Origin of the sequence: Pseudomonas sp. P105, assembly GCF_032614175.1 — a bacterium.
GTDB lineage: Bacteria > Pseudomonadota > Gammaproteobacteria > Pseudomonadales > Pseudomonadaceae > Aquipseudomonas > Aquipseudomonas rhizophila.
In genome coordinates this window covers 5,471,079-5,497,635 of record NZ_CP126693.1, presented here as the reverse complement: position 1 = coordinate 5,497,635, position 26,557 = coordinate 5,471,079, and the positions used below count along the sequence as shown (strand labels likewise).

The following is a 26,557-nucleotide window of genomic DNA, read 5'->3' as shown; positions in this document are numbered from 1 at the left end:
CTTGATACGATTCAGCTTAGTTGCTCTTTTGGGCCTCGTCGTTCAATGCCGTACTTTGTAATGCTTTTCGCGCCTGTTGCTTGCGCAATAGCTGCCAATGGGAAAGGACGGTCCTGGGCGCCCAGATCTGCGGCTCGGAGGCTTCGAAATTGTCCGCCTGTTCCCGCTCGGCCACGGTGGCCTTGGCACGCTTGAAGGCTTGCTCAAGATCGTCGGTCTGGTTCAGTGCCTGGGCGAACAGCGCGTCGCCGAAGTAGGTGAAGTTGGCCTCCTCGGAGCAGCCGAACGACACCCGATCGGCGCGGGAAGCGGTCATGATCAAGGTGCGTTCATCCTTGAGCGCCGGGATGAAGCCGCCGGAATAACAGGCCGAAATCACCACGATCTTGTCGCGATCCTTCAGCGGCGCCAGCACCACGGCCAGTTCATCGGCCGGCAGGTCGGCCAGCTCCATGCGCGGCTGGTCGAGCACCAGTTCGTGTTCGCTGGTGCCGTGGCTGGTCAGGTAGATGAAGATCAGGTCTTCCGGGCCGCTGCGTTCGGCCAGGGCGCTGGCGGCGCGGCGCAGGCTTTCGCGAGTGGCCATGGGCCGGTCACCGAGGTGATCGCGGTGGTTGACCAGGCGGATCTGGCCGAACGCGCCAAAACGGCTGGTGAGCATATTGGCGACGTAGTCGGACTCGCGCAGGAACACACTCTGCTTGCCGTCGCCGCCCACCGTCAGGCTGTACAGCTCCACCGCAGGGGTCGAGGCCGGGATATTGGCCAGGGCATTTTCCAACAGGCGCCCCTGGGCCAAAAGGCCGAGCTCGAGCACATCCGGCAGTAGCCGCCCGCCAGCGTCGCGTACTCGCAGACCGTTGGCCCAGGTGCCGCTTTGCACGGTGCCATCGGTCAGCGCCAGGGTGCCGCGCCCGTGGTAGGTGTCGTTCTCGAACTGGCCGATATAAAAGCTGCCGTCGGGCAGGTTCAGCCGGCCCTCGCCGCTAAAGCGCCAGTCATTGAATTGACCGAGGTAGTGGCTGCCGTCGGCGCCGATCAGTTGGCCCTTGCCGGTGAGCGCGCCTTCCTTGAACTGGCCGATCCAGACATCGCCGTCGGCATTTTCATAACGACCGCGACCGCTGAGCTGGTTGTTCTTGAACCCGCCGATGTAGACATCGCCCTCGGCGCTGTTGAAGGTGCCTTTGCCCTGGAGCTGGCCGTCGACGAAATTGCCGGTGAACTGGTTGCCACTGGCATCGAAGCGCTGGCCTTCACCGTTGGGTTTGCCGTTGACGAACGGCCCCTGGTATTGGCTGCCGTCCTCAAGCTCCAGGCGCCCGAAACCGGAATAGCGGTCGGCCTTGAATTCGCCGCGGTAGATCATGCCGTGTTCTTTGAGCGTGCCTTCACCGTCGCGCCGGCCTTGCTTGAAGCCGCCGGTGTAGCTGCTGGTGGGCGTGGTCAGGCTACCCTGGCCGTTGAACAGGCCCTGCTGGAACTGGCCGCGATAGACCTCGCCATTGCTGCCGTGCCATTCCCCGGTGCCGTGCCACTGGCCTTTGTCGAACTGCCCGGCGTACCAACTGCCGTTGGGGTAGTCGACACGCCCCTGGCCTTGCAGCAAACCGTCCACCAGGTCGCCGCGATAGCGTCCGCCGTCGGGCAGGCGCGCGTCGGGAGGCAACAGCGATTCGCCGTCGCCGCAAGCGGTGAGCAGCAGGGTCAGGGCCAAAGGGAGAAATGAGCGCATAACGGGATCCAGATAATCAGGTCACGAGTATGCCGTAGCAATGCGCGTCAGGAGAAGCGATGCGAAACTGCCGCAGCGGCTTCGCATCCGCGAGGGGCTACACGAAGCAGAGCGACAGCGGCTCAGCGATGTAGGCCGGTTTGTCCGAACCTTCGATTTCCAGGGTAGCGGTGGCCTTGAGCAGCCATTGGCCGGGTTTCTTCTCGGTCACGTCCACCAGGTCGACCTTGAGGCGGACCTTGGAGTCGACTTTCACGGGCTGAATGAAACGCACGCTGTCCAGTCCGTAGTTGACGACCATCTTCACGCCTTCGGGCAGGATCAGGATGTCTTCCATGAGCTTGGGCATCAGCGACAGCGATAGGAAGCCGTGGGCGATGGTGCTGCCGAACGGTGTCTGCGCGGCCTTGACCGGATCGACGTGGATGAACTGAAAGTCGCCAGTGGCTTCGGCGAACAGGTTAATGCGATCCTGATCGATGGTAAGCCATTCGGAACGTCCAAGTTCCTTGCCGACATAATCTTTGAGCGCTGCAACGGGAACGTAGGGCATTGAGACTCTCCTTGGGTTCATCGGTTTTGTCTTTTTTGGAACGGGGATCGGCGTCCCCGGAGAACCACTGTAGATCAACATGACGGGCAGGGCAGGTCATCGACCATGCTTTTTACGAATGCCGACCCATAGCGCGGGCGTGCTTATAATGCGCGCGCATTGTTTGCGTACGTGTTGCTGGGGAGGATGAAGGATGTTGCTACGGGGCCTGACCTGGCTGGTGCTGTTCCAATTGCTGGGCACCGCCATCAATCATTTGTTCCTGCCGGTGCTGCCGGGGCCGATCATTGGCCTGCTGTTGCTGCTGGGCTATCTGGTCATCCGTGGTGAAGTCGGCGAGCCATTGAACCTGGCGGCCGGCAGCCTGCTGCGCTACTTGCCGTTGCTGCTGGTGCCGCCAGCGGTGGGGGTGATGGTGTACGCCCGGGCCATCGCTGCCGATTTCTGGGCCATTGTCGGTGCGCTGGTGCTGTCGTTGATCCTGTCCATGGCGTTTACCGGTGTGCTGATGCAGCGCCTGGCCCGGCGTCACGCCCCCGAGTCGGAGGATGGGCAATGATGCTTGATTGGCAGGGCGCCTGGAGTTCGGTGATCCATCATCCGCTGTTTGGTATCGGCATCACCCTGGGCGCCTATCAACTGGTGCTGGCGGCGTTCGAAAAGACCCGCTGGGTGTTTCTGCAGCCGGTGCTGATGTCGATGTTGCTGCTGATCGGTGTGCTGGTCGGCTGCGGCATCAGCTACGCCGAGTACCGTGAGAGCACGGAAATTCTCAGCATTCTGCTGGGGCCGGCCACCGTCGCGCTGGCGGTGCCCTTGTACCTGAACCTGCGACGGATCCGGCAATTGTTCTGGCCGATTTTTACTACGCTGGTGATAGGCGGGGTGTTCGCCACGGGCTCTGCGGTGGTGTTGGGCTGGGCTTTTGGCGCCGAACACATGATCCTGATGACCATGGCTCCCAAGTCGGTGACTTCACCGATCGCCATGCTGGTGGCCGAGCAGATCGGCGGTGTAGCGGCCATGGCGGCGGTGTTTGTGTTGATCACCGGGGTGCTCGGGGCGATTCTGGGCCCGAGCATTCTGACCAGGCTTGGGGTCCATAGCCCTGAAGCCCGTGGCATGGCCCTGGGCCTGACGGCACACGCGGTCGGCACGTCCGTGGCGTTGCAGGAAAGCGAAGAGTCCGGCGCCTTTGCGGCGCTGGCGATGAGTCTGATGGGCGTGGCCACGGCGGTGTTGCTGCCGTTGGTGGTGTCGATGACGGTTTAAGGAACTGCTTATGAGCTTGCCGCTTTTCCCGTTGAACACGGTACTGTTCCCCGGTTGCATCCTCGATTTGCAGATTTTCGAGGCGCGTTACCTCGATATGATCGGTCGCTGCATGAAAATGGGCGAGGGGTTCGGCGTGGTGTGCATCCTCGATGGCGAGGAAGTCGGTATCGCCCCCGACGGCTTTGCGCGGGTGGGCTGTGAAGCGCGAATCACCGATTTCTCCCAGCAGGACAACGGGCTGCTGGGCATTCGCGTGCAGGGTGGACGACGTTTTATCGTGCACAGCAGCAGTGTCCAGGCCGATCAACTGACCGTCGCTGAAGTCGAGTGGCTGGAGGATGAGCCTGAACAACCGCTGCAGGATGAGGATGCCGACCTGGTAGCGTTGCTCAAGGCCCTGGCCGAACACCCGATGGTCGAGGCCCTGAACATGGGCACCGAAGCCACCGGCCAGCAGTCGCTCGCCAATCAACTGGCCTACCTGCTGCCCTTCAATGAACTGGACAAGCTCGACCTGCTGCAACTCGATGATCCTCAGCAGCGGCTGGATGCAATCCAGGCGTTGCTTGATGAGTTGCAGGGCGAACTGTTCGCCTGAGGCGCTCATCACTGACCAGGCTGATCTCTTGTGGGAGCGAGCTTGCTCGCGATAACGGTGGCTCAGTTTGCATCAATGCTGAATGTACCGACGTCATCGCGAGCAGGCTCGCTCCCACAGTTGATCTTCAGTGACCACAAAGGGGCGTTTCACAGCCGATTCCCTGTGGGAGCGAGCCTGCTCGCGATAGCTGGCTGCCGGCCTCAATAGGCATACCGCAGCATCCCATTGGGCAGGTGGCGCAGTGCGAAGAAGCTGAATGCCGCCACCATCGCGGGCAGAATCAACCACCAGATTTTCGGCGGCATGGCCGGCAGCGGGGTCTGGCGCTGGCTCAGCCAGAGCATCGCTGCGCAGACACAGGCGGCGAGCATGGCGCCGGCGACGATGTCGCTCGGCCAATGGGCACCCAGGTACACCCGCGACAGGGCAATGGCCAGCGCTGGCAAACAGCCCAGCAACAGCCAGGTCAGACGCAGGCGTGGCGGTTGCCCGCGACCGGCCAGGATGGCCAGCGCCAGGAACAGGGCAAAGGCGCCGGAGGCATGACCGCTGGGCATGCTGTAGCTGGTCAGCGGCTCGCTCAGGACTTCCGGGCGTACACGGGCGAAAAAGTGCTTGGTGCCGGTATTGGCCAATGCGGTGAACAGCATCGTGGCCCCGGCAAAGATTGCCTGGCGCCATTGGCGCGCCAGCAATAGCAACCCGGTCAGCAGGGCGCTGAAAATCAGCATGTAGTGGAATTCGCCGATCAGCGTGAAGGTCACGGCGATTTCGTCCATTGTCGGGCTGCGATGTTCCTGGACCAGAGCCACCAGCCCCTGATCGAAAGCTGTGAGGTAGCGAAAGCCGATGAACAGCCCGATCAGGATCACCAGGCCCAGACCTGCGATCAGCGCTGAGGCATGTCGATGGCGCCGCAGACTGCTGTTGACGCTCAATGCGATCATCACCGCGATGCTGCCAATCACGACACCGGCCTGTGGCCAGAAACCCTCGGGCAACGGCAGGCGGATCGCTGCGCCAGTGGCCCAGCCGGGCAGCAGATACGCCACGCTCCAGCCGGCGGCGGCCAGCAGACTGACGGCGGCGAAGCGCGGGAAGGGCATGTCGAACATCCCGGCCACCATCGGCAACATGGGTCGCAGCGGGCCAATGAAGCGCCCTACCAGCAGGCTGGCGATGCCGTAGCGCTGGAAATAGCTTTCCGCCGCGCTCATCCATTCGGGGTGATGCCGCAGCCCCGGCAGGCGCCGGATGTTCTGGTGAAAATGCCTGCCCAGGAAATACGACACCAAGTCCCCCAGCAAACCGCCCAGCAGGCCCAGCAGCAAAGTCTCGCCCAGGGACAACGCGCCGCTGCCGGCCAGTACCGCGACCGCAAACAACAGCACCGTACCCGGCACGAGCAACCCAGCGATGGCCAGGCACTCTACACAGGCAACGATAAACACCGCCGCCGCCAGCCATTGCGGGTTGGCGGTCAGCCAGCCAGTGATGCTATCGAGCCATGGGCCCATAAAAACAACTCCATTTCCATTGAGCATTAAGCGGCATGCATTTTTTACTGTGGGAGCGAGCCTGCTCGCGATAGCGGTGTATCAGCCAACCTCTGATTCGACTGACCTGGCGCCATCGCGAGCAGGCTCGCTCCCACAGGGTTGGGCAGTGTGGCGTTCAGGAAAGCAAAAAATAATCCCGCCCTTCGACCTGTCCGCGACGCAGCGGGTTCCGCGTGCACCAGGGGGCGTAGGCCGCGTCGACGAAGCGGTAGAGCAGGTGTTCATCCCGTCCCAGTGGGATGCCCAGGCGGGTAGTCTGGATCACGTTGACTGTCGGCACGCCCACGTCTTCCACCAGCAAGCGTTCCGGGTCGAAGCGTTTGGCATCCCACTGCGGCACTTTCAGCCCCAGGGCCTTGCACAACAACGTCTGGCCGGCGCAAAGCTTTTGCGAGGGGCGCGGGCGGCCTTGGGCGTCGGGGTTGTTGAGCAGCATCTGCGCCAGGCTTGCCGGGCCGGAAACAGTATCGACCCACGGGTATGCCGATTTGATCAGCACCGCATTGCCGGGGCCATGGGCGCTGAAATTCAGCGAATCGCCACCCCGGGCGTAATACATATAGATGTGGCCGCCATCCAGAAACAAAGCCTTACGTTTTTCCGTGTAGCCCAGCGAGGCGTGGCTGCCCTTTTCAGCGAAGTAATAGGCTTCGGTTTCGATGATCCGCGCGCTGAGCCACAGGTCACCGACCTTGTGGCGAATGACTTTGCCCAGCAGGTCCCGGGCGAGCACTTGGGCATCGCGATCAAAAAAACCGTCGGGCAGGGCGTTTGGCAGTGGGGGCGAATCGGTCATGGCGTGAGACGAAGGGAGGCCAAAGGAAGCGCGATGATAGCAATGGAAAGCTTAATCGGCGCTGAACAGCGACTATTTGCACAGGTTTTGCTCTTCCGCCGGTCACCACTGTGAGTCCACGCTGTTAGTCGAGGGATACGACAGCTATAATCTGCCGCTTTCCCCTTTGCCAAGACCACACAGACCATGACTGAGTCCGTTCTTGACTACATGACCCGCCTGGGTCGCGCCGCTCGCCAGGCGTCGCGCATCATCGGCCGTGCCAGCACCGCGCAGAAAAACCGCGCCCTGCTGGCCGCCGCCAATGCGCTGGACGCTGCTCGCGCCGAGTTGTCCGCCGCCAATGAGCTGGACCTGGCCGCCGGCCGGGCCAACGGCCTCGAGCCGGCCATGCTCGAACGCCTGGCGCTGACCCCGGCACGCATCGACGGCATGATCGTCGGTCTGCGCCAGGTCGCGGCGCTGCCGGACCCGGTCGGGGCGATCCGGGACATGAGTTATCGGCCGTCGGGTATCCAGGTCGGCAAAATGCGCGTGCCCCTGGGCGTGGTCGGCATCATCTACGAGTCGCGGCCGAACGTGACCATCGATGCTGCGAGCCTGTGCCTGAAGTCGGGTAACGCGACCATCCTGCGCGGTGGTTCCGAGGCCATTCATTCCAACCGCGCGATTGCCGCCTGCATCCAGCGCGGTCTGGCCGAAGCCGATCTGCCGGCGGCCGTGGTGCAAGTGGTGGAAACCACCGACCGCGCCGCGGTCGGCGCACTGATCACCATGCCCGAGTTCGTCGACGTCATCGTGCCCCGTGGCGGCAAGGGCCTGATCGAACGAGTCAGCCGCGACGCCCGCGTGCCGGTGATCAAGCACCTGGACGGCATCTGCCACGTTTACGTCAGTGCCCACGCCGAGTTGCCCAAGGCCCAGCGCATTGCCTTCAACGCCAAGACTTACCGCTATGGTATCTGCGGCGCGATGGAAACCCTGCTGGTGGACCAGGCCGTTGCCCAGGACTTCCTGCCGGCGATGGCCGCCCAGTTCCGCGAAAAAGGCGTCGAGCTGCGCGGTTGCCAACGCACCCGGGCAATCATTGAGGCGGCCGAGGCCACCGAAGAAGACTGGAACACCGAGTACCTGGCGCCGATCCTGTCGATCCGCGTGGTCGACGGGCTGGACCAGGCCATCGAGCACATCAATCGCCATGGTTCCCACCACACCGACTCCATCGTCAGCGAACACCAGGGTGAAACCCGGCGTTTCGTGGCCGAAGTGGACTCGGCGTCGGTGATGATCAACACCCCGACCTGTTTCGCCGACGGCTTCGAATACGGATTGGGTGCCGAGATCGGCATTTCTACTGATAAGCTGCACGCCCGTGGCCCGGTGGGCCTCGAAGGCTTGACCTGCGAGAAGTACATCGTGGTCGGTGACGGCCAGTTGCGCGGACAGGAGCCGGTCTGACTTGGGCGACCTTGACCCGTCAGCCGCAGTGACGACGACAACTGCGCCCCAGCGCATCGGTATCCTGGGCGGCACGTTCGACCCAGTGCACATCGGCCATTTGCGCGGTGCGCTGGAAGTCGCCGATGCCCTGGCCCTCGATGAGCTACGCCTGACGCCCAGCGCCAGGCCGCCTCACCGGGATACGCCGCAGGTATCGGCCCAGGACCGTCTGGCGATGGTCGAGTGCGCGGTGGCCGGTGTGGCGCCGTTGGTGGTGGACGCCCGCGAATTGCTGCGGGACAAACCGTCCTACACCATTGATACCCTGGAGCTGATGCGCGCCGAACTGGCCGCCGATGCCCAGGTTTTTCTGCTTTTGGGCTGGGACGCATTTTGCGGCCTGCCCACTTGGCATCGCTGGGAAGAGTTGCTCCAGCATTGCCACATCCTGGTGTTGCAACGCCCGGATGCCGACAGCGAGCCGCCGGATGCCTTGCGCAACCTGCTGGCGGCACGTTCGGTGAGCGACCCGCTGGCCCTGAAAGGGCCGAGCGGACAGATTGCATTCGTCTGGCAGACGCCGCTCGCGGTATCCGCCACCCAGATCCGTCAACTGCTGGCCAGCGGTAAGTCGGTACGTTTCCTGGTGCCCGACGCGGTCCTGGCCTACATCGATGCGCACGGGCTGTACCGTGCGTCGAACTGAAAAAAGGGCGCGCTTCAAGGCACGTGAATGCGTGTAGCGAAGCGCCCGAACATACGAGCAAAACGAGTTTTATATGACTGACAAAGACGTAAACAAAGTAAAGCGCAAGGGCACATTCAAGAGCGCCCCGCTTCCCGTAGAAGCTCATACTGGCGTGGTACTGGCCGGCGAAGAGCTGGTCAAGGTTGCCGTGGCGGCCCTGGAAGATGTCAAGGCCCAGGACATCCAGGTGATCGACGTTCGCGAGAAGCAGAGCATCACGGACTACATGATCATCGCCACCGGTACCTCCAACCGCCAGATCGGCGCGATGCTGGATAAGGTTCGCGAAGCGGTCAAGGCCCAGGGCGTCAAGCCACTGGGTGAAGAAGGCAAGGGCGACAGCGACTGGGTGTTGCTGGATATGGACGACGTCATCGTGCACATGATGACCGCCTCGGCGCGCCAGTTCTATGACCTGGAGCGCCTGTGGGCCGGTGCCGAGCAAAGCCGTTCGGCCAGCGCCGCGCACCACAGCCCGGAAAATACCCATGAGCATTTCACCAAGCTCAACAAAGACCAGCAATAAGGGATCGCTGTGCGACTGCGCCTGATCGCCGTCGGTTCCCGCATGCCCAAGTGGGTGGAAGAAGGCTGGCATGAATATGCCAAGCGTCTTCCTTCCGAGCTGGCCCTGGAACTGGTGGAAATTCCGCTCAACACCCGCGGCAAGAACGCCGATGTGGCGCGCTTTATCCGTCAGGAAGGCGAAGCCATGTTGGCCAAGGTCGGGCCGAACGAGCGGATCGTCACGCTCGAAGTGCACGGCAAGCCCTGGAGCACCGAGCAACTGGCGGTCGAGCTCGATCGCTGGCGGCTGGACGCGCGCACGGTCAACTTCATGGTGGGTGGCCCGGAAGGGTTGGCACCGGAAGTCTGTGCCCGGGCCGATCAACGCTGGTCGTTGTCGCCTTTGACGTTGCCGCACCCGCTGGTGCGGATTCTGATCGGCGAACAGTTGTATCGTGCCTGGACAGTCCTGTCCGGGCACCCTTACCACAAGTAATCCTGCCCTCATGCCTCAGCCGATCCGCATCAAGGACCACGAAAAAGACGCCCGCCTGGTGCGTGGTCGCGTCGTGTTCGGTGCAATTGCGGTCGTGGCGCTGATTGGTGTGCTGATCGCGCGCCTGTATTTCCTCCAGGTGATTCAGTACGAGTACCACTCGACCCTGTCGGAAAACAATCGCGTGCATGTGCAGCCGATTCCGCCGACTCGCGGGTTGATTTTCGACCGCAACGGCGTGGTGGTGGCCGATAACCGGCCCAGCTTCAGCCTGAGCATGACCCGTGAGCGTTCCGGGGATTGGCAGAAGGTGCTCGACGTGATCGTCGAAGTGCTGCAGCTGACCCCCGAGGATCGGGCGATTTTCGAGAAGCGCATGCGCCAGGGCCGGCGCCCGTTCGAGCCGGTGCCGATCCTGTTCGAGCTGACCGAAGAGCAGATCGCCCTGATCGCTGTGAACCAGTTCCGCCTGCCGGGCGTTGAAGTGGTGGCGCAGTTGGTGCGTCACTACCCCCAAGGCGCGCACTTCGCCCATTCGGTGGGTTACATGGGGCGGATCAACGAAAAAGAGCTCAAGAACCTCGACCCGGTCAATTACAGCGGTACCCACCACATCGGCAAGACCGGCATCGAGCGCTTCTACGAGGCCGAACTGCACGGCCAGGTAGGCTACGAGGAAGTCGAGACCAATGCCCGTGGCCGCGTGTTGCGGGTGCTCAAGCGCACCGACCCGATCCCCGGCAAGGACATCGTCCTGAGCCTGGACATCAAATTGCAGGAAGCCGCCGAAGCGGCGTTGGGCGGCCGGCGCGGCGCTGTCGTGGCGCTGGACCCGAACACCGGCGAGGTCCTGGCGATGGTCAGCCAGCCGAGTTTCGACCCGAACCTGTTCGTCACTGGCATCAGTTTCAAGGCCTATGCCGAGTTGCGCGATTCCATCGATCGGCCACTGTTCAATCGCGTGCTGCGCGGCCTCTATCCGCCGGGTTCGACCATCAAGCCGGCGGTGGCCATTGCCGGGCTGGACGCGGGTGTGATCACCGCTTCCAGCCGGGTCTACGACCCCGGTTATTACCAACTGCCGAACTACGACCACAAGTACCGCAACTGGAATCGCTCCGGCGACGGGTACGTGGATCTGGAAACGGCGATCATGCGGTCCAACGACACCTACTTCTATGACCTGGCCCACAAGCTGGGGATCGACCGGCTGGCGTCCTACATGGGCAAGTTCGGTCTCGGTCAGAAAGTGTCCCTGGACATGTTCGAAGAGTCGCCGGGCCTGATGCCATCCCGCGAGTGGAAGCGGGCGACCCGCCGCCAGCCGTGGTTCCCGGGTGAGACGTTGATCCTGGGGATCGGCCAGGGCTACATGCAGGCGACGCCGCTGCAACTGGCCCAGGCCACAGCCCTGGTGGCGAGCAAAGGCAAGTGGTATCGCCCGCATCTGGCCAAGACCATCGAAGGCCAGAAGCCCGTGGACCCCAACCCGGTGCCGGACATCATCCTGCGTAATCCGTCGGACTGGCAGAAGGTCAATATCGGCATGCAGCAGGTGATGCACGGCGCCCGGGGCACCGCGCGCAAGGCTGCCATCGGCGCGCAATACCGGATTGCCGGCAAGAGTGGTACGGCCCAGGTGGTCGCGATCAAGCAGGGCGAAAAGTACGACCGTTCCAAGGTTCAGGAGCGCCACCGCGACCACGCCTTGTTCGTTGGTTTCGCACCGGCCGAAAACCCGAAGATCGTCGTGTCGGTCATGGTCGAGAACGGCGAGTCCGGCTCCGGCGTTGCCGCGCCGGTGGTGCGCCAGATCATGGACGCCTGGCTGCTGGATGAACACGGCCAGCTCAAGCCCGAATACGCAAGCCCCATCACTGCGGAGGCTACGGCCCGTGAAGAATAATTTCGACCGGATCCTCTCCAGCGAAGATGTGATGCGTCGTCGCGCCACTCTGTTGCAGCGCATGCACATCGACGGTCCGTTGTTGATCCTGTTGCTGACACTGGCCGCCGGCAGCCTGTTCGTGCTGTATTCGGCCAGCGGCAAGAATTGGGACCTGCTGGCCAAGCAGGCCACTTCATTCGGCATCGGCTTGGTGTCGATGATCTTTATCGCCCAACTGGAGCCTCGGTTCATGGCGCGCTGGGTGCCACTGGCCTATGTGGGCGGCGTGGTCTTGTTGGTGATCGTGGACATCATGGGCCATAACGCCATGGGGGCGACACGCTGGATCAACATCCCCGGGGTGATTCGCTTCCAGCCTTCCGAGTTCCTGAAAATCATCATGCCGGCGACCATCGCCTGGTATCTGTCCAAGCGCACCTTGCCGCCACAGCTCAAGCATGTGGGCATCAGCCTGCTGCTGATTGGGGTCCCGTTTATCCTGATCGTGCGCCAGCCCGATCTCGGCACCTCGTTGCTGATCCTGGCCGGCGGCGCCTTCGTGCTGTTCATGGGCGGGTTGCGCTGGCGCTGGATCCTCAGCGTGATCGCTGCCGCCGTGCCGGTGTCCGTGGCCATGTGGTACTTCGTGATGCACGACTACCAGAAGCAGCGGGTCCTGACGTTCCTCGACCCGGAGAGCGATCCGCTGGGCACCGGCTGGAACATCATCCAGTCCAAGGCCGCCATCGGCTCCGGCGGTGTGTTCGGCAAAGGGTGGTTGCTGGGTACCCAGTCGCACCTGGACTTTCTGCCGGAAAGCCACACCGACTTCATCATCGCCGTGTTGGGCGAAGAGTTCGGTCTGGTGGGTATTTGCGTGCTGCTGCTGATCTACCTGTTGTTGATCGGCCGTGGCCTGGTGATTACCGCCCAGGCCCAGACATTGTTCGGCAAATTGCTCGCGGGCAGTCTGACCATGACGTTTTTTGTTTATGTTTTCGTCAATATCGGTATGGTCAGTGGCCTGTTGCCGGTCGTGGGGGTGCCGTTGCCATTCATTAGCTACGGAGGAACTTCGCTGGTGACGCTACTGTCAGCGTTTGGGGTTTTGATGTCGATCCATACCCATCGCAAGTGGATCGCGCAGGTTTGAATAAGGTGAAGAGTTCAATGCAAGCAATGCGTGGCTGGTCGACGCGATTTGCGCCGTGGGTCGGCCTGTTCGGCCTCCTGGGCGGTGCGTCGCACGCCCTGGCCGGCGAATATGAAGGCTCGCCGCAAGTGGCCGAATTCGTCGGTGAAATGACCCGCGACTACGGTTTTGCCGGTGAACAGCTGATGGGGGTGTTCCGCGAGGCCCAGCGCAAGCAGTCGATTCTCGACGCGATCTCCCGGCCCGCCGAGCGGGTCAAGCAGTGGAGCGAGTATCGGCCGATGTTCATCTCCGAGGCGCGCATCGCCCGGGGCGTGGACTTCTGGCGCCAGCACGAGGCCGTGCTGGCTCGCGCCGAGCAGGAGTATGGCGTGCCGGCTCAGGTCATCGTGTCTATTATTGGTGTCGAGACGTTTTTTGGTCGTAATACCGGGAATTTCCGGGTGGTCGATGCGCTGTCGACCCTGGGCTTCGATTATCCGCCGCGCGCCGAGTTCTTCCGCAAGGAGCTGCGCGAGTTCTTGCTGCTGGCTCGCGAGGAACAGGTCGATCCGTTGACCCTCAAGGGCTCCTATGCCGGAGCCATGGGCTTGCCGCAGTTCATGCCCAGCAGTTTCCGCGCCTATGCGGTGGACTTCGACGGCGATGGCCACATTAATATCTGGACCAACCCGACCGATGCCATCGGCAGTGTTGCCAGCTACTTCAAGCGCCACGGCTGGGAGCCTGGCGAGCCGGTGGTCAGCCGTGCAGACGTGCGTGGCGACCAGGTAGACGAAGGCCTGACCACAGGCATCGAGCCGACGAAGACCGTCGGGGAGTTGCGGGCGCTGGGGTGGTCGAGTCATGATGCGCTGCGTGACGACATGCCAGTCACCGCGATTCGCCTGGAAGGCGAACAAGGCCCTGAGTACTGGATGGGCCTGAAGAATTTCTACGCAATTACGCGTTATAACCGCAGTGTGATGTACGCCATGGCCGTGCATCAGCTGTCTGAAGAGCTGGTCAAAGCACGGGGCGTCAAATAATGCAGGCATTGCCTACCTATCAACCCCTGAAAGCCGGACCCCTGAAGCTGGTAGCGCTGGCTGCACTGTCGTTGCTGGTCGTCAGTTGCTCCACCAGTCGCCCGCCGGCCCAGAAAACCTCTACTGCCGTGCGCGCTACGCCAGGCCTGGACATCAACCGGGCCCACAAGGACGGCGCGCCGTGGTGGGACGTGGATGTTTCGCGCATTCCCGACGCCACGCCAACCCTGCACACCGGCCCGTACAAGGCCAACCCGTACACGGTGCTGGGCAAGACGTATTTCCCGATGGCCGAATCCAAGCGTTACGTCGCTTCGGGCACGGCGTCCTGGTATGGCACCAAGTTCCACGGCCAGAACACCGCCAATGGCGAGGTTTATGACCTGTATGGCATGAGCGCGGCCCACAAGACCTTGCCGCTGCCCAGTTATGTGCGGGTGACCAACCTGGACAACAACAAGGCCGTGATCCTGCGGGTCAATGACCGCGGGCCGTTCTATTCCGACCGCATCATCGACCTGTCGTATGCGGCGGCGAAAAAACTCGGTTACGCTGAAAGCGGCACCGCGCGAGTCAAGGTCGAAGGCATCGATCCGCAGGAATGGTGGGCCCAGCGAGGCCGTCCGGCGCCTTTGATGCTCAACGAGCCAAAAGTGGCGCAAAATGCCGCGCCGACCGTGACGGCTTCCACCGGCACGGTCGAGCAATGGTCCCCGCCGCCGCAGCAACATGCCGCCGCCGTGGTGCCCGTGCCGCTCGACGCAAAAAAAAACGCTTCTGCAACAGCGTCTGGCCAGTATCTGCAAGTCGGCGCGTTCGCCAACCCGGACGCTGCCGAACTGTTGAGATCCAAGCTCAGCTCGATGGTCAGCGCGCCGGTGTTCATCAGCTCCATCGTGCGCAACCAGCAGACGCTGCATCGGGTGCGCCTGGGGCCGATCGGTTCTCCGGATGAAGTCCAGCAGGTGCAGAACAGTGTACGCCTGGCCAATCTCGGTTCGCCGAGCGTGGTCAGCGCGGAATGATTTGATTGAAGGTCCGCTAGCGGTTGGAGCGGGCCAGGTTGTTGGCTCTACGAATAACAAAAGCCCGGCAAGGGATGTGAGTGAGCAACTTAAATACGCGGCGACCCGTTAGAAGGTGGCCTGTTTAGTATTGCCCTTCGGGCAGTTTCCATTAGCGATTTCGAGAGACGGATGAACATCACCACCTTTGCCAAACGCCTTTGCCTGCTAGTCCCGCTGCTGCTCTCACCTGCCGCGTTCGCGGTCGAGATGATGCCTGCGCCCCCTCAACTGGCCGCCAAATCCTTTGTGCTCATGGATGCCAGCAGCGGCGAGGTGCTGGTGGAGAACAATGGTGACCAGCGCCTGCCACCGGCCAGCCTGACCAAACTGATGACCGCCTACATCGCCACCTTGGAAATCCGTCGTGGCCAGATCGGTGAAAACGATCCGGTGACCGTCAGCGAAAATGCCTGGCGCACCGGCGGTTCGCGGATGTTCATCAAGGTCGGTTCGCAAGTGACCGTCAGCGACCTGCTGCACGGCATCATCATCCAGTCCGGCAACGACGCCAGCGTCGCCCTGGCCGAGCACATCGCCGGCAGCGAAGATGCGTTCGCCGACATGATGAACAAGACTGCCAGCGACCTGGGTCTGACCAACAGCCACTTCATGAACCCGACCGGCTTGCCGAACCCGGAGCACTACTCTTCGGCTCACGACATGGCGATTCTGGCGCGAGCGATCATTCACGAAGACCCGGCGCACTACGCCATCTACTCCCAGAAGGAATTCTTCTGGAACAACATCAAGCAGCCTAACCGCAACCTGCTGTTGTGGCGCGACAAGACCGTCGATGGCCTGAAGACCGGCCACACCGAAGAAGCCGGCTATTGCATGGTGTCTTCGGCCGTTCGTGACGGCATGCGCCTGATCGCCGTCGTTTTCGGCACCAACAGCGAAGTGTCCCGTGCCGCTGAAACCCAGAAGCTTCTGACCTACGGTTTCCGCTTCTTCGAAACCCAGACCTTCTACCAGAAGGGCACTGAACTGGCCCAGGCCCAGGTGTGGAAAGGCACCACCAATCAGGTGAAGGCCGGCCTGGCCCAGGACCTGACCATGACCCTGCCAAAAGGCCAGCTCAAAAAGCTGGTCGCGACCATGACCATGAATCCGCAAATGATCGCGCCAATCGCCAAGGGCGACGTGATCGGCAAGGTGGAAGTCAAGCTGGACGACAAAGTGGTGCACAGCGCTGACCTGATCGCTCTGGACGCGGTCGAGGAAGGTGGTATCTTCCGCCGCATCTGGGATAGCATCCGTCTATTCTTCTACGGCTTGTTCAACTGATTGAAGTGTTGACCTGCATGGCCCCGTTCCTTTCCGGTGCGGGGCCATGTGCGTTACCACGGCTTACGAGGCCGTTACGCCATGACAGACTCAGAAGTAAAGGCGCCAAAGATCGAGTTCCCTTGCGAGGATTATCCGATCAAGGTAATTGGCGACACCGGTGTGGGATTCAAGGACAAGATCATCGCGATTCTTGAAAAACACGCCACCGTTGATCACAAGACCCTGGCCGAACGCCAGAGTACCAACGGCAAGTACACGACGATTCAGTTGCACATCATTGCCACCGGTCAGGAACAGCTGTACGACATCAACAGCGAGTTGCGAGCGACCGGGTTCGTGCACATGGTGTTGTGATGCCGGGCACGCTGGGCTTTCGCGAGCTGGACCAGATGGCTTACGAGCCGGTCTGGCATGCCATGCAACGCTTCACCAACGACCGCGGCACCACCGCCGGTGACGAAGTCTGGCTGGTGCAACACCCGCCGGTGTTCACCCAGGGCCAGGCCGGCAAGGCCGAACACTTGTTGCTGCCGGGGAATATCCCGGTGGTGAAGACCGACCGCGGTGGCCAGGTGACCTACCATGGCCCCGGTCAATTGGTGGCCTACCTGCTGCTGGACGTACGCAAGCTGGGGTTCGGCGTACGCGAGCTGGTCACCCGCATGGAGACCTGCCTGATCGAACTGCTGGCCAGCTACGGCGTGACAGCAGCGGCCAAGCCGGATGCTCCGGGTGTCTACGTCGACGGAGCGAAAATTGCTTCTCTGGGTTTGCGCATCCGCCATGGTTGTTCGTTTCACGGCCTGGCGTTGAACGTGGACATGGACATGGAGCCGTTTCGACGGATTAATCCCTGTGGCTATGCGGGGCTGGCGATGACCCAGCTGTGCGATCACACAGGATCGATTGAATTTGCCGAGGTAAGTGCCCGGCTGCGCGCGCAGCTCGTCAAACACCTCGACTACGCTGAGCAGACGACCCTCACGGGCGGAATCGACTGATATGACTACTGATGCTGTGCAAACCATGATCCCGACGCTGGATGTTACCGAGCGTCCGGCCCCGCGTGCCAAGGTCGAGGCCGGCGTAAAGCTGCGCGGCGCCGAGAAAGTTGCACGTATCCCGGTCAAGATCATCCCGACCACCGAACTGCCGAAGAAACCTGACTGGATCCGCGTGCGCATCCCGGTTTCGCCGGAAGTCGACCGCATCAAGGCGCTGCTGCGTAAACACAAACTGCACAGCGTCTGTGAAGAAGCGTCCTGCCCGAACCTGGGGGAATGCTTCTCCGGCGGCACCGCTACGTTCATGATCATGGGCGACATCTGCACCCGTCGCTGCCCGTTCTGTGACGTCGGCCATGGTCGGCCGAAGCCATTGGACGTGAACGAACCCGAAAGCCTGGCCATCGCCATTGCCGACCTCAAACTCAAGTACGTGGTCATCACCTCGGTGGACCGCGACGACCTGCGTGACGGTGGTGCCCAGCACTTTGCCGATTGCATCCGCGAAATCCGCAAGCTGTCACCGAACGTGCAGCTTGAGACGTTGGTGCCGGACTATCGCGGTCGCATGGACATTGCACTGCAAATCACCGCCGCCGAGCCGCCGGATGTCTTCAACCACAACCTGGAAACCGTACCGCGCCTGTACAAGGCTGCGCGTCCGGGTTCGGACTACCAGTGGTCGTTGACCTTGCTGCAACGCTTCAAGCAGATGATGCCGCACATTCCGACCAAATCCGGCTTGATGCTGGGCCTGGGGGAAACTGACGAAGAAGTCATCGAAGTGATGAAGCGCATGCGTGAGCATGACATCGACATGCTGACCTTGGGTCAGTATCTGCAGCCTTCGCGTAGTCACCTGCCGGTGCAGCGTTTTGTGCACCCGGATACCTTTGCCTGGTTTGCTGAGGAAGGGTACAAGATGGGCTTCAAGAACGTTGCTTCCGGGCCGTTGGTGCGGTCTTCGTATCATGCGGATGAGCAGGCTAAGTTGGTTAAGGCTGAGTTGCTCGGGTCTTGATTTTCTAGCGTTGTTTTTTGGGGCGGTGTGTATATCCGTTTCTTCGGTAACGGCTACTTGTGGTTCCGCCCTTACGGCGGGTCACTTTTGAAGAGCCCGGAAGCCGGCCCAGTCAAAAGTAACCAAAACGCTCTTGCCCCACCACTCGGTGCCTCGCCTAGGCTCGGCATGCCTTCACTCCGGCATTGGTTCGTGGGCCCGCCGCGAAGGGCCATCCATGGCCCAGCGCGGCTAACCCGGCATCCATGCCGGGTTACCCACGAACCAATGCCTGCGTTCAGCCAGCGTGGTTAACGGGGCGCCCCAGATCAACGTCCACCGCGAGGCGGCCTGACAGCCGGCCTGGTTTGGGGGTATTGCGTTTCCCCTATGGGAGCGGGTTTGCTCGCGAAAGCGGTGGTTCAGATACATGGATACTGGCTTTGCTGGCCTCATCGCGAGCAGGCTCGCTCCCACAGTGGGTCTGCGGTTTACATGAGTTTTGTGGCTGCTGAAGATCAAGTGTGGGAGCGAGCCTGCTCGCGATAGTGGTGGTTCAGCCACATAGATGCTGGACATGCCCAGCTCTTGCTTTGCTTTGCTTTGCTTTGCTTTGCTTTGCTTTGCTTTGCTTTGCTTTGCTTTGCTTTGCTTTGCTTTGGATCTTGATCTTGATCTTGATCTTGACGCCCCGTTAAACCACGCTGGCCGAACGCAGGTATTGCGCAGTGGGCATCCCGGCATGGATGCCGGGATAGCCGCGCTGGGCCATGGATGGCCCTTCGCGGCGGGCCCACGGAGCAATGCCTTCGTTCGGGCACACCGAGCCTAAGCGAGGTGCCGAGTGGTGGGGCAGAGCGCTTTGGTTACTTTCGCGCTTTTCGAAAGTGACCCGCTGTAAGAGCGGAACCATAAGTAGCCGTTACCGCAGCAACGGATATACACACGATCAAAAAGACCGGGAAACCCATGGAACCCACCCTAAACCCACATCACCCCGTCCCAGCACTCCCGACCGAAGGCCTGATCGCCGTGATCGCCCCCGCCGGTCCAGCAAACCTGGAAACGGACAAAGCCATCCAATGGATGCGCGCCCGGGGCCATGAGCTGCGTATATTCCCAGGTGTGTACGAAAAGGACGGCTACCTGGCCGGCAGCGACGAAGTACGCCTCAACGACCTGCATGCCGCCTTCGCCGACCCAGAAGTAAAAGCGATCATTTGCCTGCGCGGCGGCTACGGCACCCCGCGTTTGCTGGATCGCATCGATTTCGACCTGTTGCGGCGCAACGCCAAGCCCTTCGTCGGCTACAGCGACATCACCGCCTTGCACCTGGCCATCAGCCGCTATGCAGGGTTCGTCACCTTTCATGGCCCGTTGCTCAACGCCGATCTTCTCGGCGACAAGGAACCCTCCACCGTCACTTCTTTTTTCAGCCTGTTGCGTGGGCAGTTGAAGGCCGGCAGTGTGCTGAGCCATCCCGCAGCTTATCCATTGACTACCGTCGCACCCGGCATCGCCTGCGGGCGTTTGCTGGGGGGCAATCTGTCGATGATTGCCGCGACCATGGGCACGCCCTATGAAATCGACGCCGAAGGCGTGATCCTGTTGGTGGAAGACATCAACGAGCCGCTTTACCGCATCGACCGTCTGCTGACCCAGTTACGGCTGGCTGGCACGCTGGCAAAGCTGCGGGGTGTATTGCTGGGGGATGTCGCCGGGGTGGACCTTGAGGCGTTGAACAAACTGTTCCAGCAGACCTTCGAGCCGTTTGGTATCCCGGTGTTGTCCGGCTGGCGCAGTGGGCATTGCGACCCGAACCTGACGTTGCCCATGGGCGCGTTGGTGACGTTGGATGCGGGGGAGAAGAGGTTGGTGCTGGAGCAGGATGTGGTGGTCAGGGGTTAGATTTTTGTTGCCTGATGGTCAGTCATCGCGAGCAAGCTCGCTCCCACATTGGCCCCGCGTTTCTCTGAAAGAACGCGGTCAACTGTGGGAGCGAGCTTGCTCGCGATGGCGGTAGCCGCCATAAGGCAAATCAGCGGTTACGCAACCCTTCCAGCAGCTTGTGCGTCGGATACCCATCCGCGGGCCAGCCGAACGACTGCTGGGCGCTGCGTATGGCCTTGCGGGTGTTGGCGCCGATGATGCCGTCGGGCGTGCCTGCGTCGAAGTTGTGTTTGCCCAGCAAGGTTTGCAGTTCAAAGCGTTCGCTACGGCTCAAGGGCAGATCGTCCTTGGGCCATTGCCCGCTGATCAGCCCCGCGCCGGCGAAGCGTTCTGACAGCAAACTCACCGCCAGGGCGTACGACGAGGAATTGTTGTACTTGAGGATGGCGCGGAAGTTATCGAGCACCAGGAAGGCCGGCCCGCGATAGCCGGCCGGCAGCAGCAGGGCTGCCGACAAGTGTTCGGCGCCGGCTGGGACCTGGCTGCCGTTGGGCAGGCTGACGCCCAGTTGCAGCCATTCGGAGACGGGTTTGCGGATCGCGCCATCGGCCAGCGGGTAGTCGAACCCTTCTCTGAGTCGTACCTCGAAGCCCCACGGCTGTCCGCGCTGCCAGCCAGAGCTTTGCAGGTAGTGTGCGGTCGAGGCCAGGGCGTCGGTGGCGCTGCCCCAGATATCGCGGCGGCCGTCACCATCGAAATCCACCGCGTGGGTGTTGTACGTGGTGGGAATGAACTGGGTCTGGCCCATGGCTCCGGCCCAGGAGCCGAGCATTTTTTCCGGAGCGATGTCGCCGTCTTGCAGGATCTGCAGTGCGGCGATCAGCTGCGCATGGGCAAACCCCGGGCGCCGCCCTTCATAGGCCAGGGTCGCCAGGGAGTTGATCACCGACTTGGTGCCCTGGAACTGACCGAAGTTGCTTTCCATGCCCCACACCGCAACCAAGGCCTGGCGGTCGACGCCATAGCGCTGCTCGATGCTTTGCAGGATGTCGGCATGCTGTTGGACCAGTGTCTGGCCCCGGCGTACTCGCAGCGGCGACAGCGCTCCATCGAGGTATTCCCACACCGGACGGCTGAATTCCGGCTGGCTGCGGTCGGCTTTGATGACGCTCATGTCCGGGCTGACGCCGATAAAGGCGCGATCAAACAGGTCGGCACGGATTCCCGCGGCCAGGGCTTGCTTGCGAAAACCGGCTTGCCATTCGGCGAAAGTTTGCGTGGGGGCGATGACCAGGTTGTCACCGGTCGGGACCACGGGCGGCACGATGGCTGGAGCAGGCACGGCAGGGACGGTCTTGAGCGGTTGGGCGTCGGCGGCGGTAGGTTTTTCTGCGCAGGCGACAAGCAGAACGACGCTTGTGGCTGCAATCAATTGGCGCAGGGGCCAACGACGGGAAAGACAAAAGGGCATGCACGGGTCCAGATAAACAAATCAGATGCTGACCTTATCATGCGCAAAGGAGAATAGGGCTGGTCCGGGTGTTTCAAGCCGCCACAAAGCAAGAAGCCTCCCAGTTGTCAGACTGGAAGGCTTCGCGGCGGTAGCTGCCTTTGCCCTTGGCGGGTCGTTCCTGGCGGCTGCGGAACAGGGGCTGGGCGATGATGGATTTGGCCTTGTTGGGGCCATGCTTGGATGGCTTTTTGCTCATGATGGGATCTCTCGTGGGGTGGTTTTGTGGAGCAAATCATGCGGCAGAGTTGGGGGGCTGTCCAGTCCCTGCTTTGCGTAGGAAATTTCAAGGATGGCGAGGGGAATTGTGGCTGGAGAGCTTTTGTGGCGAGGGAGCTTGCTCCCGCTGGGCTGCGCAGCAGCCCCAAAAAACAGGGCCGCTACGCGCCCCAGCGGGAGCAAGCTCCCTCGCCACAAAAGCATCTTTGCCACAGAAAACATCCTCCCCACAAAAAGCTCTGTGGGTCGGAAGAAATGGCTTACTCGGCAGGTAAGGCCAACCGCTGCCCAGCCATCAAAAGCGACAAGCGGCTCAGGCTCATCCATGGCGACCCCGCCGCCTGACCTTTGATCTGCGCATCGATGCGCTGGGCTTCGAGCAGCAGTTGTGCCCAGCGCGGTGCCGAGTAGCGTTGCAGGGCCTTGCTCATCAGCGGCTTGCGTTTGTCCCACACCGGTGGCCTGGCTTGGCTGAAGGCCTTGTCCAGTGGTACGCCCTGGCTGTATTGCAGCGACAGGTTGGCCAGCAGGCGCAGCTCCCGGGCAAGGGCCCAGAGGATCACCGGAGGCTCGACGCCTTCGCCCCGCAAGCCCTCGAGCATGCGCAGGGCGTGGGCGGCTTCACCGTTGAGGATCGCATCGGTCAGCCCGAACACATCGAAACGCGCACTGTCGGCCACGGCGGCCTGTACCGTTTCCACGGTGATCTGCCCGCCCTCGGCCATCAGCTTGAGCTTTTCGATTTCCTGAGCGGCGGCCAGCAGGTTGCCTTCGACCCGGGCGGCGATCAGTTCCACCGCATCCTGGCTGGCCGACAGGCCGGCCTGGGACAGGCGCTGGCGGATCCAGCTGGGCAACTGGCTGACGTCCACCGGCCAGATCTGTACGAACTGGGTCTGCTGACCTTCAACCAGGGCCTTGCCCCATTTGGTTTTTTGCGCGCTGCCGTCGAGTTTTGGCAGGCTGATGAGCAACACCGTGTCTTCAGCCGGCCGTGAGCAATATTCGATCAGCGCAGCGGCGCCCTTGTCACCGGGTTTGCCGGATGGCAAGCGCAGCTCCAGCAGGCGTTTTTCCGCGAACAGCGACATGCTCGCCCCAGCCTGCAACAGCGTGCCCCAGTCGAAACTGGCGTCGGCGGCGAACACCTGGCGTTCGTCGAAGCCTTGCTGACGGGCGGCAGAGCGAATGGCGTCGGCGGCTTCCTGGCACAGCAGCGGATCATCGCCACTGATGATGTAGACCGGCGCGAGGGCGCCTTGCAGGTGTTTGCCGAGTTGGGCGGGAGCGAGCTTCATAAGAGAAGGCGAGCGGGGCGCCGGAGCGCCCCGCAAGGCTTATTCAGACGGGATTTGCATCGGCGACTGTTGCGGGGTTTCCGCTTCAGCCTTGCGTGCCGCTTCCAGTGCGTCGGCTTCTGCCTTGGCGCGGGCGTCGGCGGTCTGCTGCAACTGGTCCAGTTGGGCTGGGCTCAGTTGTTGCAGGCGCAGCATCATGCGTTGCACGAGGTCACGACGCATTTCGACACGCACTTCGCTCGACTCCTGGTCGGAACCGGTGATGTTGTTGCCATCGTGCAGGTAGACCTTCTGCACTTGCAGTTTGTCGTCCAGCAGCACCAGGTTGTTCTGGCCGCGGATCTCATAGCTCAGGACGTTGTTGAGTTCGTACTCGGCCGAGCGACCGGCACCGGCGTAACTCAGGCTGCGCTGGCTTTGCTGTTCACTGGTCAGCACCAGTTTGTACGGCGCGCCGTTGTAGACCTTCACGCCGCTGTTTTCCAGTGAGTCGCGCAGCATCTTCACGGTCTCGCCATAAGCGTCCCGGGCGCTGAGGTCCAGCTCCGTGATAGCCAGCTCGGTGGTGCCGGTGCCGCGCAGCTGGAAGCCGCAGGCGCTCAACAGGACCGCCAGGCCCATTACCAGCAGATTACGTTTGATCATCTTGTTGCTCCCCTTGAAACCCTATGGCTCGACAGTGCGGCCCCGCAGGTTATATTCGGCGCCCGGCCCAAGCCGGCGCCCGATCCAATTAGCTTGCGACGATGTTGACCAGTTTGCCGGGCACGACGATCACTTTGCGGATCGTCAGGCCATCGACGAAGCGCAACACGTTTTCATTGGCCCGTGCGGCGGCTTCGATTTCTTCGCGAGTGGCGGCGGCTGGCATTTCGATCTGGCCGCGCAGCTTGCCGTTGACCTGGATGACCAGGGTCAGGCTGTCCTGCACCAGCGCGGTTTCGTCCACCACCGGCCAGCTGGCGTCAATCACCGGGTCAGCGTGGCCCAGGCGGTTCCACAGCTCGTGGCTGATGTGCGGCGTGATCGGAGCCAGCAGCAGCGTCACGGCTTCCAGACCTTCGTGAACCAGTGCGCGATCCTGTTCGGTGCCTTGCGCGGCTTTTTCCAGGACATTCATCAGCGTCATCACCTGGGCGATGGCGGTGTTGAATTTGTGGTTCTGGCCGACGTCATGGCTGGCCTGCTTGATGGCCAGGTGGATCGAACGGCGAACGGCTTTCTGCTCGTCGTTCAGGCCGGCGACGTCCAGTTTGCCCGGCAGGCCCTGAGTGACGTGGGCTTGAGCCAGACGCCAGACGCGCTTGAGGAAGCGGTGCGAACCTTCGACGCCGGAGTCGGACCATTCCGCGCTCATGTCGGGTGGCGAGGCGAACATCATGAACAGGCGGCAGGTGTCGGCGCCGAACTGGTCGATCATCGACTGCGGGTCGACGCCGTTGTTCTTCGACTTGGCCATCTTCTCGGTGCCGCCGATTTCCACCGGCAGGCCGTCGGCGATCAGTTTGGCGCTGATGACCTTGGCTTTGCTGTCGCGTTCGAGTTCGACGTCGGCCGGGTTGTACCAGGTGTAGGCACCGTTGGCTTCGCGACGATAGTAAGTCTCGGCGATCACCATGCCTTGGGTCAGCAGGTTCTTGAACGGCTCGTTGGAGCTCACCAGGCCTTCGTCACGCATCAGCTTGTGGAAGAAGCGCGCGTAGAGCAGGTGGAGAATGGCGTGTTCGATGCCGCCGATGTACTGATCCACCGGCAACCAGTGGTCAGCCGCGGATTTTTCCACCAGGCCGCCTTCATAGTGCGGCGAGGCGTAGCGGGCGTAGTACCACGAGGACTCGACGAACGTGTCCATGGTGTCGGTTTCACGCCGGGCCGGCGCGCCGCATTTCGGGCAACTGCATTCGTAGAACTCGGGCATGCGCGCCAGGGGCGAGCCGGCGCCGTCGGGTACCACGTCTTCGGGCAGGACCACGGGCAGTTGATCTTCCGGTACCGGTACGTCACCGCAAGTATCGCAGTGCACGATCGGAATCGGGCAGCCCCAGTAGCGCTGGCGGCTGATGCCCCAGTCCCGCAGGCGGAACTGGGTGCGGGAGGCACCGAGGTTTTTCTTGATCAGGGCCACTTCGATGGCGTCGAACGCGCCGGGGAAGTCCAGGCCGTCGAACTCGCCGGAGTTGATCAGTTCGCCGTGTTCGCCATAAGCGTCCTGCCATGGCGCCGGGGTCTGGTCACCGGCGCTGGTACGCACCACGGCCTTGATCGGCAGGTTGTACTTGTGGGCGAATTCGAAATCGCGCTCGTCGTGGGCCGGAACAGCCATGACGGCGCCGTCGCCGTAGTGCATCAGCACATAGTTGGCGACCCATACCGGGAGTTTTTCGCCGGTGAGCGGATGCTCGACGAACAGCGAGGTCGGCAGGCCTTTCTTCTCTTGAGTGGCGACATCGGCTTCCGCGACGCTGCCACCTTTGCATTCGGCAATGAACGCCTGCAGCTCGGGGTTGTTGCGGGCGGCCAGGGTCGCCAGCGGATGCTCGGCGGCCACGGCGACATAGGTGGCGCCCATCAGGGTATCCGGACGGGTGGTGAAGACTTTCAGATTGCCCGCTTCGCCAATGGAGGCGACGTCGTAGGGGAACTGCACTTCCATGCCCCGGGACTTGCCGATCCAGTTGCGCTGCATGGTCTTGACCTGTTCAGGCCAGCCGGTCAGCTCGTCGAGACTCTCCAGCAGTTCATCCGCGTAGGCGGTGATCTTGAAGTAGTACATCGGGATTTCGCGCTTTTCGATCAGCGCGCCGGAGCGCCAGCCGCGACCGTCGATCACCTGCTCGTTGGCCAGTACGGTCTGGTCCACCGGGTCCCAGTTCACGGTGCCGTTCTTGCGGTAGATCACACCTTTTTCGAACAGGCGGGTGAACAGCCATTGTTCCCAGCGGTAGTAATCAGGCTTGCAGGTGGTGACCTCGCGGGACCAGTCCACCGCCAGGCCCAGGCTGCGCAGCTGGGTCTTCATGTAGGCGATGTTTTCGTAGGTCCACTTGGCGGGGGCCACGTTGTTCTTCATCGCGGCGTTTTCCGCCGGCATGCCGAAAGCGTCCCAACCCATGGGTTGCAGGACATTCTTGCCTTGCATGCGCTGGTAGCGGGAGATCACATCGCCGATGGTGTAGTTGCGCACATGCCCCATGTGTAGCTTGCCGCTGGGGTAAGGGAACATCGACAGGCAGTAGTAAGTCTCCTTGCCTGGCTGTTCACTGACTTCAAAGGACTTTTGCTCGTCCCAGAACGACTGGGCGGCGGCTTCGATTTCACGGGGCTGATAGTGTTCGTGCATGGCTACTTTTGTACTGAATGGGGTGGCCCAATCCTCTTCGTTGCCATGCTGGACGCAGACGACGCCTGATGCGGCGTTTTCGATGCCCAGCCGAGCTGGAAGTGGAGTTACAGGAAGCGCCGTAGCATACATGACCGTGCTCTGCCGAGGGAAACCCTGA

At 62.0% G+C, this 26,557-nt stretch carries 26 protein-coding genes; 16 read left to right on the top strand and 10 right to left on the bottom strand.

The genetic code is table 11. The features are described 5' to 3' along the window. Positions 1 to 16 precede the first annotated feature (16 nt). Both QOM08_RS24665 and QOM08_RS24660 read right to left on the bottom strand, forming a co-directional pair. A complete protein-coding gene (locus QOM08_RS24665) occupies positions 17 to 1,735 on the bottom strand; it encodes a C13 family peptidase (RefSeq protein WP_076383498.1) in 1,719 nt (572 codons plus the stop codon). A gap of 97 nt (positions 1,736 to 1,832) precedes the next feature. Beyond that, positions 1,833 to 2,288, bottom strand: a complete 456-nt coding sequence (locus QOM08_RS24660) for a MaoC family dehydratase (RefSeq protein WP_047229482.1) — start codon at positions 2,286 to 2,288, stop codon at positions 1,833 to 1,835. A 193-nt stretch (positions 2,289 to 2,481) separates the two neighbouring features. On the opposite strand from QOM08_RS24660, the gene QOM08_RS24655 reads away from it, so the two are divergent. The 3 genes from QOM08_RS24655 to QOM08_RS24645 are packed head-to-tail and all read left to right on the top strand — an operon-like array spanning position 2,482 to position 4,161. After that, positions 2,482 to 2,847 carry a CidA/LrgA family protein gene (locus QOM08_RS24655; protein ID WP_047229483.1) on the top strand — a complete coding sequence of 122 codons (366 nt, stop codon included), beginning with the start codon at positions 2,482 to 2,484 and terminating at the stop codon, positions 2,845 to 2,847. Further along, positions 2,844 to 3,560, top strand: a complete 717-nt coding sequence (locus tag QOM08_RS24650) for an LrgB family protein (protein WP_047229484.1) — start codon at positions 2,844 to 2,846, stop codon at positions 3,558 to 3,560. The genes QOM08_RS24655 and QOM08_RS24650 overlap by 4 nt, the downstream gene beginning before the upstream one ends. A gap of 10 nt (positions 3,561 to 3,570) precedes the next feature. Continuing rightward, the gene (locus QOM08_RS24645; RefSeq protein WP_047229485.1) at positions 3,571 to 4,161 is read left to right on the top strand and encodes an LON peptidase substrate-binding domain-containing protein; all 591 of its coding nucleotides are present in this window, start codon (positions 3,571 to 3,573) and stop codon (positions 4,159 to 4,161) included. A gap of 203 nt (positions 4,162 to 4,364) precedes the next feature. Here the strand turns inward: QOM08_RS24645 and QOM08_RS24640 are convergent, their stop codons facing one another. Further along, positions 4,365 to 5,681 (bottom strand): bifunctional DedA family/phosphatase PAP2 family protein, encoded by a 1,317-nt coding sequence (locus QOM08_RS24640; RefSeq protein WP_107321814.1) that lies wholly within the window; start codon positions 5,679 to 5,681, stop codon positions 4,365 to 4,367. 157 nt (positions 5,682 to 5,838) lie between these two features. Beyond that, complete coding sequence (locus QOM08_RS24635) at positions 5,839 to 6,519, bottom strand: DNA-3-methyladenine glycosylase (protein ID WP_047229487.1); 681 nt, start codon at positions 6,517 to 6,519, stop codon at positions 5,839 to 5,841. Between the two features lie 186 nt (positions 6,520 to 6,705). On the opposite strand from QOM08_RS24635, the gene QOM08_RS24630 reads away from it, so the two are divergent. From QOM08_RS24630 to lipA, 12 genes are all read left to right on the top strand, one after another. Beyond that, positions 6,706 to 7,977, top strand: coding sequence for a glutamate-5-semialdehyde dehydrogenase (locus QOM08_RS24630; protein WP_047229488.1), 1,272 nt, complete (start codon positions 6,706 to 6,708; stop codon positions 7,975 to 7,977). Position 7,978: 1 nt separating this feature from the next. Then, the gene (gene nadD / locus QOM08_RS24625; protein WP_047229489.1) at positions 7,979 to 8,665 is read left to right on the top strand and encodes a nicotinate-nucleotide adenylyltransferase; all 687 of its coding nucleotides are present in this window, start codon (positions 7,979 to 7,981) and stop codon (positions 8,663 to 8,665) included. A gap of 73 nt (positions 8,666 to 8,738) precedes the next feature. Further along, on the top strand, positions 8,739 to 9,233 hold the full coding sequence (rsfS, locus tag QOM08_RS24620; protein WP_014340379.1) for a ribosome silencing factor: 495 nt from the start codon (positions 8,739 to 8,741) through the stop codon (positions 9,231 to 9,233). A gap of 9 nt (positions 9,234 to 9,242) precedes the next feature. Further along, on the top strand, positions 9,243 to 9,710 hold the full coding sequence (rlmH, locus tag QOM08_RS24615; protein ID WP_047229490.1) for a 23S rRNA (pseudouridine(1915)-N(3))-methyltransferase RlmH: 468 nt from the start codon (positions 9,243 to 9,245) through the stop codon (positions 9,708 to 9,710). A 10-nt stretch (positions 9,711 to 9,720) separates the two neighbouring features. Beyond that, positions 9,721 to 11,616 carry a penicillin-binding protein 2 gene (gene mrdA / locus QOM08_RS24610; RefSeq protein WP_047229491.1) on the top strand — a complete coding sequence of 632 codons (1,896 nt, stop codon included), beginning with the start codon at positions 9,721 to 9,723 and terminating at the stop codon, positions 11,614 to 11,616. 31 nt (positions 11,617 to 11,647) lie between these two features. Then, on the top strand, positions 11,648 to 12,751 hold the full coding sequence (gene rodA / locus QOM08_RS24605) for a rod shape-determining protein RodA (protein ID WP_047229517.1): 1,104 nt from the start codon (positions 11,648 to 11,650) through the stop codon (positions 12,749 to 12,751). A 17-nt stretch (positions 12,752 to 12,768) separates the two neighbouring features. After that, entirely contained in the window at positions 12,769 to 13,779 is a 1,011-nt protein-coding gene (gene mltB / locus QOM08_RS24600; RefSeq protein ID WP_047229492.1) for a lytic murein transglycosylase B, read from the top strand. Then, entirely contained in the window at positions 13,779 to 14,804 is a 1,026-nt protein-coding gene (locus QOM08_RS24595) for a septal ring lytic transglycosylase RlpA family protein (protein ID WP_316912257.1), read from the top strand. Before mltB ends, QOM08_RS24595 begins: the two co-directional genes overlap by 1 nt. Before the next feature lie 171 nt (positions 14,805 to 14,975). Then, the gene (locus QOM08_RS24590; RefSeq protein WP_107321817.1) at positions 14,976 to 16,133 is read left to right on the top strand and encodes a D-alanyl-D-alanine carboxypeptidase family protein; all 1,158 of its coding nucleotides are present in this window, start codon (positions 14,976 to 14,978) and stop codon (positions 16,131 to 16,133) included. A gap of 81 nt (positions 16,134 to 16,214) precedes the next feature. After that, positions 16,215 to 16,490, top strand: a complete 276-nt coding sequence (locus QOM08_RS24585; RefSeq protein WP_047229495.1) for a DUF493 domain-containing protein — start codon at positions 16,215 to 16,217, stop codon at positions 16,488 to 16,490. Continuing rightward, positions 16,490 to 17,137: a lipoyl(octanoyl) transferase LipB gene (gene lipB / locus QOM08_RS24580; RefSeq protein WP_316912256.1), complete on the top strand. Its 648-nt coding sequence runs from the start codon at positions 16,490 to 16,492 to the stop codon at positions 17,135 to 17,137. The genes QOM08_RS24585 and lipB overlap by 1 nt, the downstream gene beginning before the upstream one ends. A 1-nt stretch (position 17,138) precedes the next feature. Next, positions 17,139 to 18,161, top strand: a complete 1,023-nt coding sequence (lipA, locus tag QOM08_RS24575; RefSeq protein WP_047229497.1) for a lipoyl synthase — start codon at positions 17,139 to 17,141, stop codon at positions 18,159 to 18,161. A gap of 673 nt (positions 18,162 to 18,834) precedes the next feature. Here lipA and QOM08_RS24570 read toward each other — a convergent pair. After that, the gene (locus QOM08_RS24570; RefSeq protein ID WP_316913259.1) at positions 18,835 to 19,053 is read right to left on the bottom strand and encodes a nucleoid-structuring protein H-NS; all 219 of its coding nucleotides are present in this window, start codon (positions 19,051 to 19,053) and stop codon (positions 18,835 to 18,837) included. Positions 19,054 to 19,109: 56 nt separating this feature from the next. Between QOM08_RS24570 and QOM08_RS24565 the strand changes: the two genes are divergently transcribed. Continuing rightward, positions 19,110 to 20,048 (top strand): LD-carboxypeptidase, encoded by a 939-nt coding sequence (locus QOM08_RS24565; protein WP_139049083.1) that lies wholly within the window; start codon positions 19,110 to 19,112, stop codon positions 20,046 to 20,048. Between the two features lie 130 nt (positions 20,049 to 20,178). On the opposite strand, the gene QOM08_RS24560 is transcribed toward QOM08_RS24565, so the two are convergent. The 5 genes from QOM08_RS24560 to leuS form a co-directional block, all read right to left on the bottom strand. Further along, entirely contained in the window at positions 20,179 to 21,501 is a 1,323-nt protein-coding gene (locus QOM08_RS24560) for a lytic murein transglycosylase (RefSeq protein ID WP_160893619.1), read from the bottom strand. A 73-nt stretch (positions 21,502 to 21,574) separates the two neighbouring features. Beyond that, complete coding sequence (arfA, locus tag QOM08_RS24555) at positions 21,575 to 21,739, bottom strand: alternative ribosome rescue factor ArfA (protein WP_047229500.1); 165 nt, start codon at positions 21,737 to 21,739, stop codon at positions 21,575 to 21,577. Positions 21,740 to 22,019: 280 nt separating this feature from the next. Next, positions 22,020 to 23,057: a DNA polymerase III subunit delta gene (holA, locus tag QOM08_RS24550; protein WP_139049085.1), complete on the bottom strand. Its 1,038-nt coding sequence runs from the start codon at positions 23,055 to 23,057 to the stop codon at positions 22,020 to 22,022. Between the two features lie 39 nt (positions 23,058 to 23,096). Further along, positions 23,097 to 23,702, bottom strand: a complete 606-nt coding sequence (gene lptE / locus QOM08_RS24545) for an LPS assembly lipoprotein LptE (RefSeq protein ID WP_107321820.1) — start codon at positions 23,700 to 23,702, stop codon at positions 23,097 to 23,099. An 88-nt stretch (positions 23,703 to 23,790) separates the two neighbouring features. Further along, complete coding sequence (gene leuS, locus QOM08_RS24540; protein ID WP_047229503.1) at positions 23,791 to 26,397, bottom strand: leucine--tRNA ligase; 2,607 nt, start codon at positions 26,395 to 26,397, stop codon at positions 23,791 to 23,793. Positions 26,398 to 26,557: the final 160 nt, after the last annotated feature.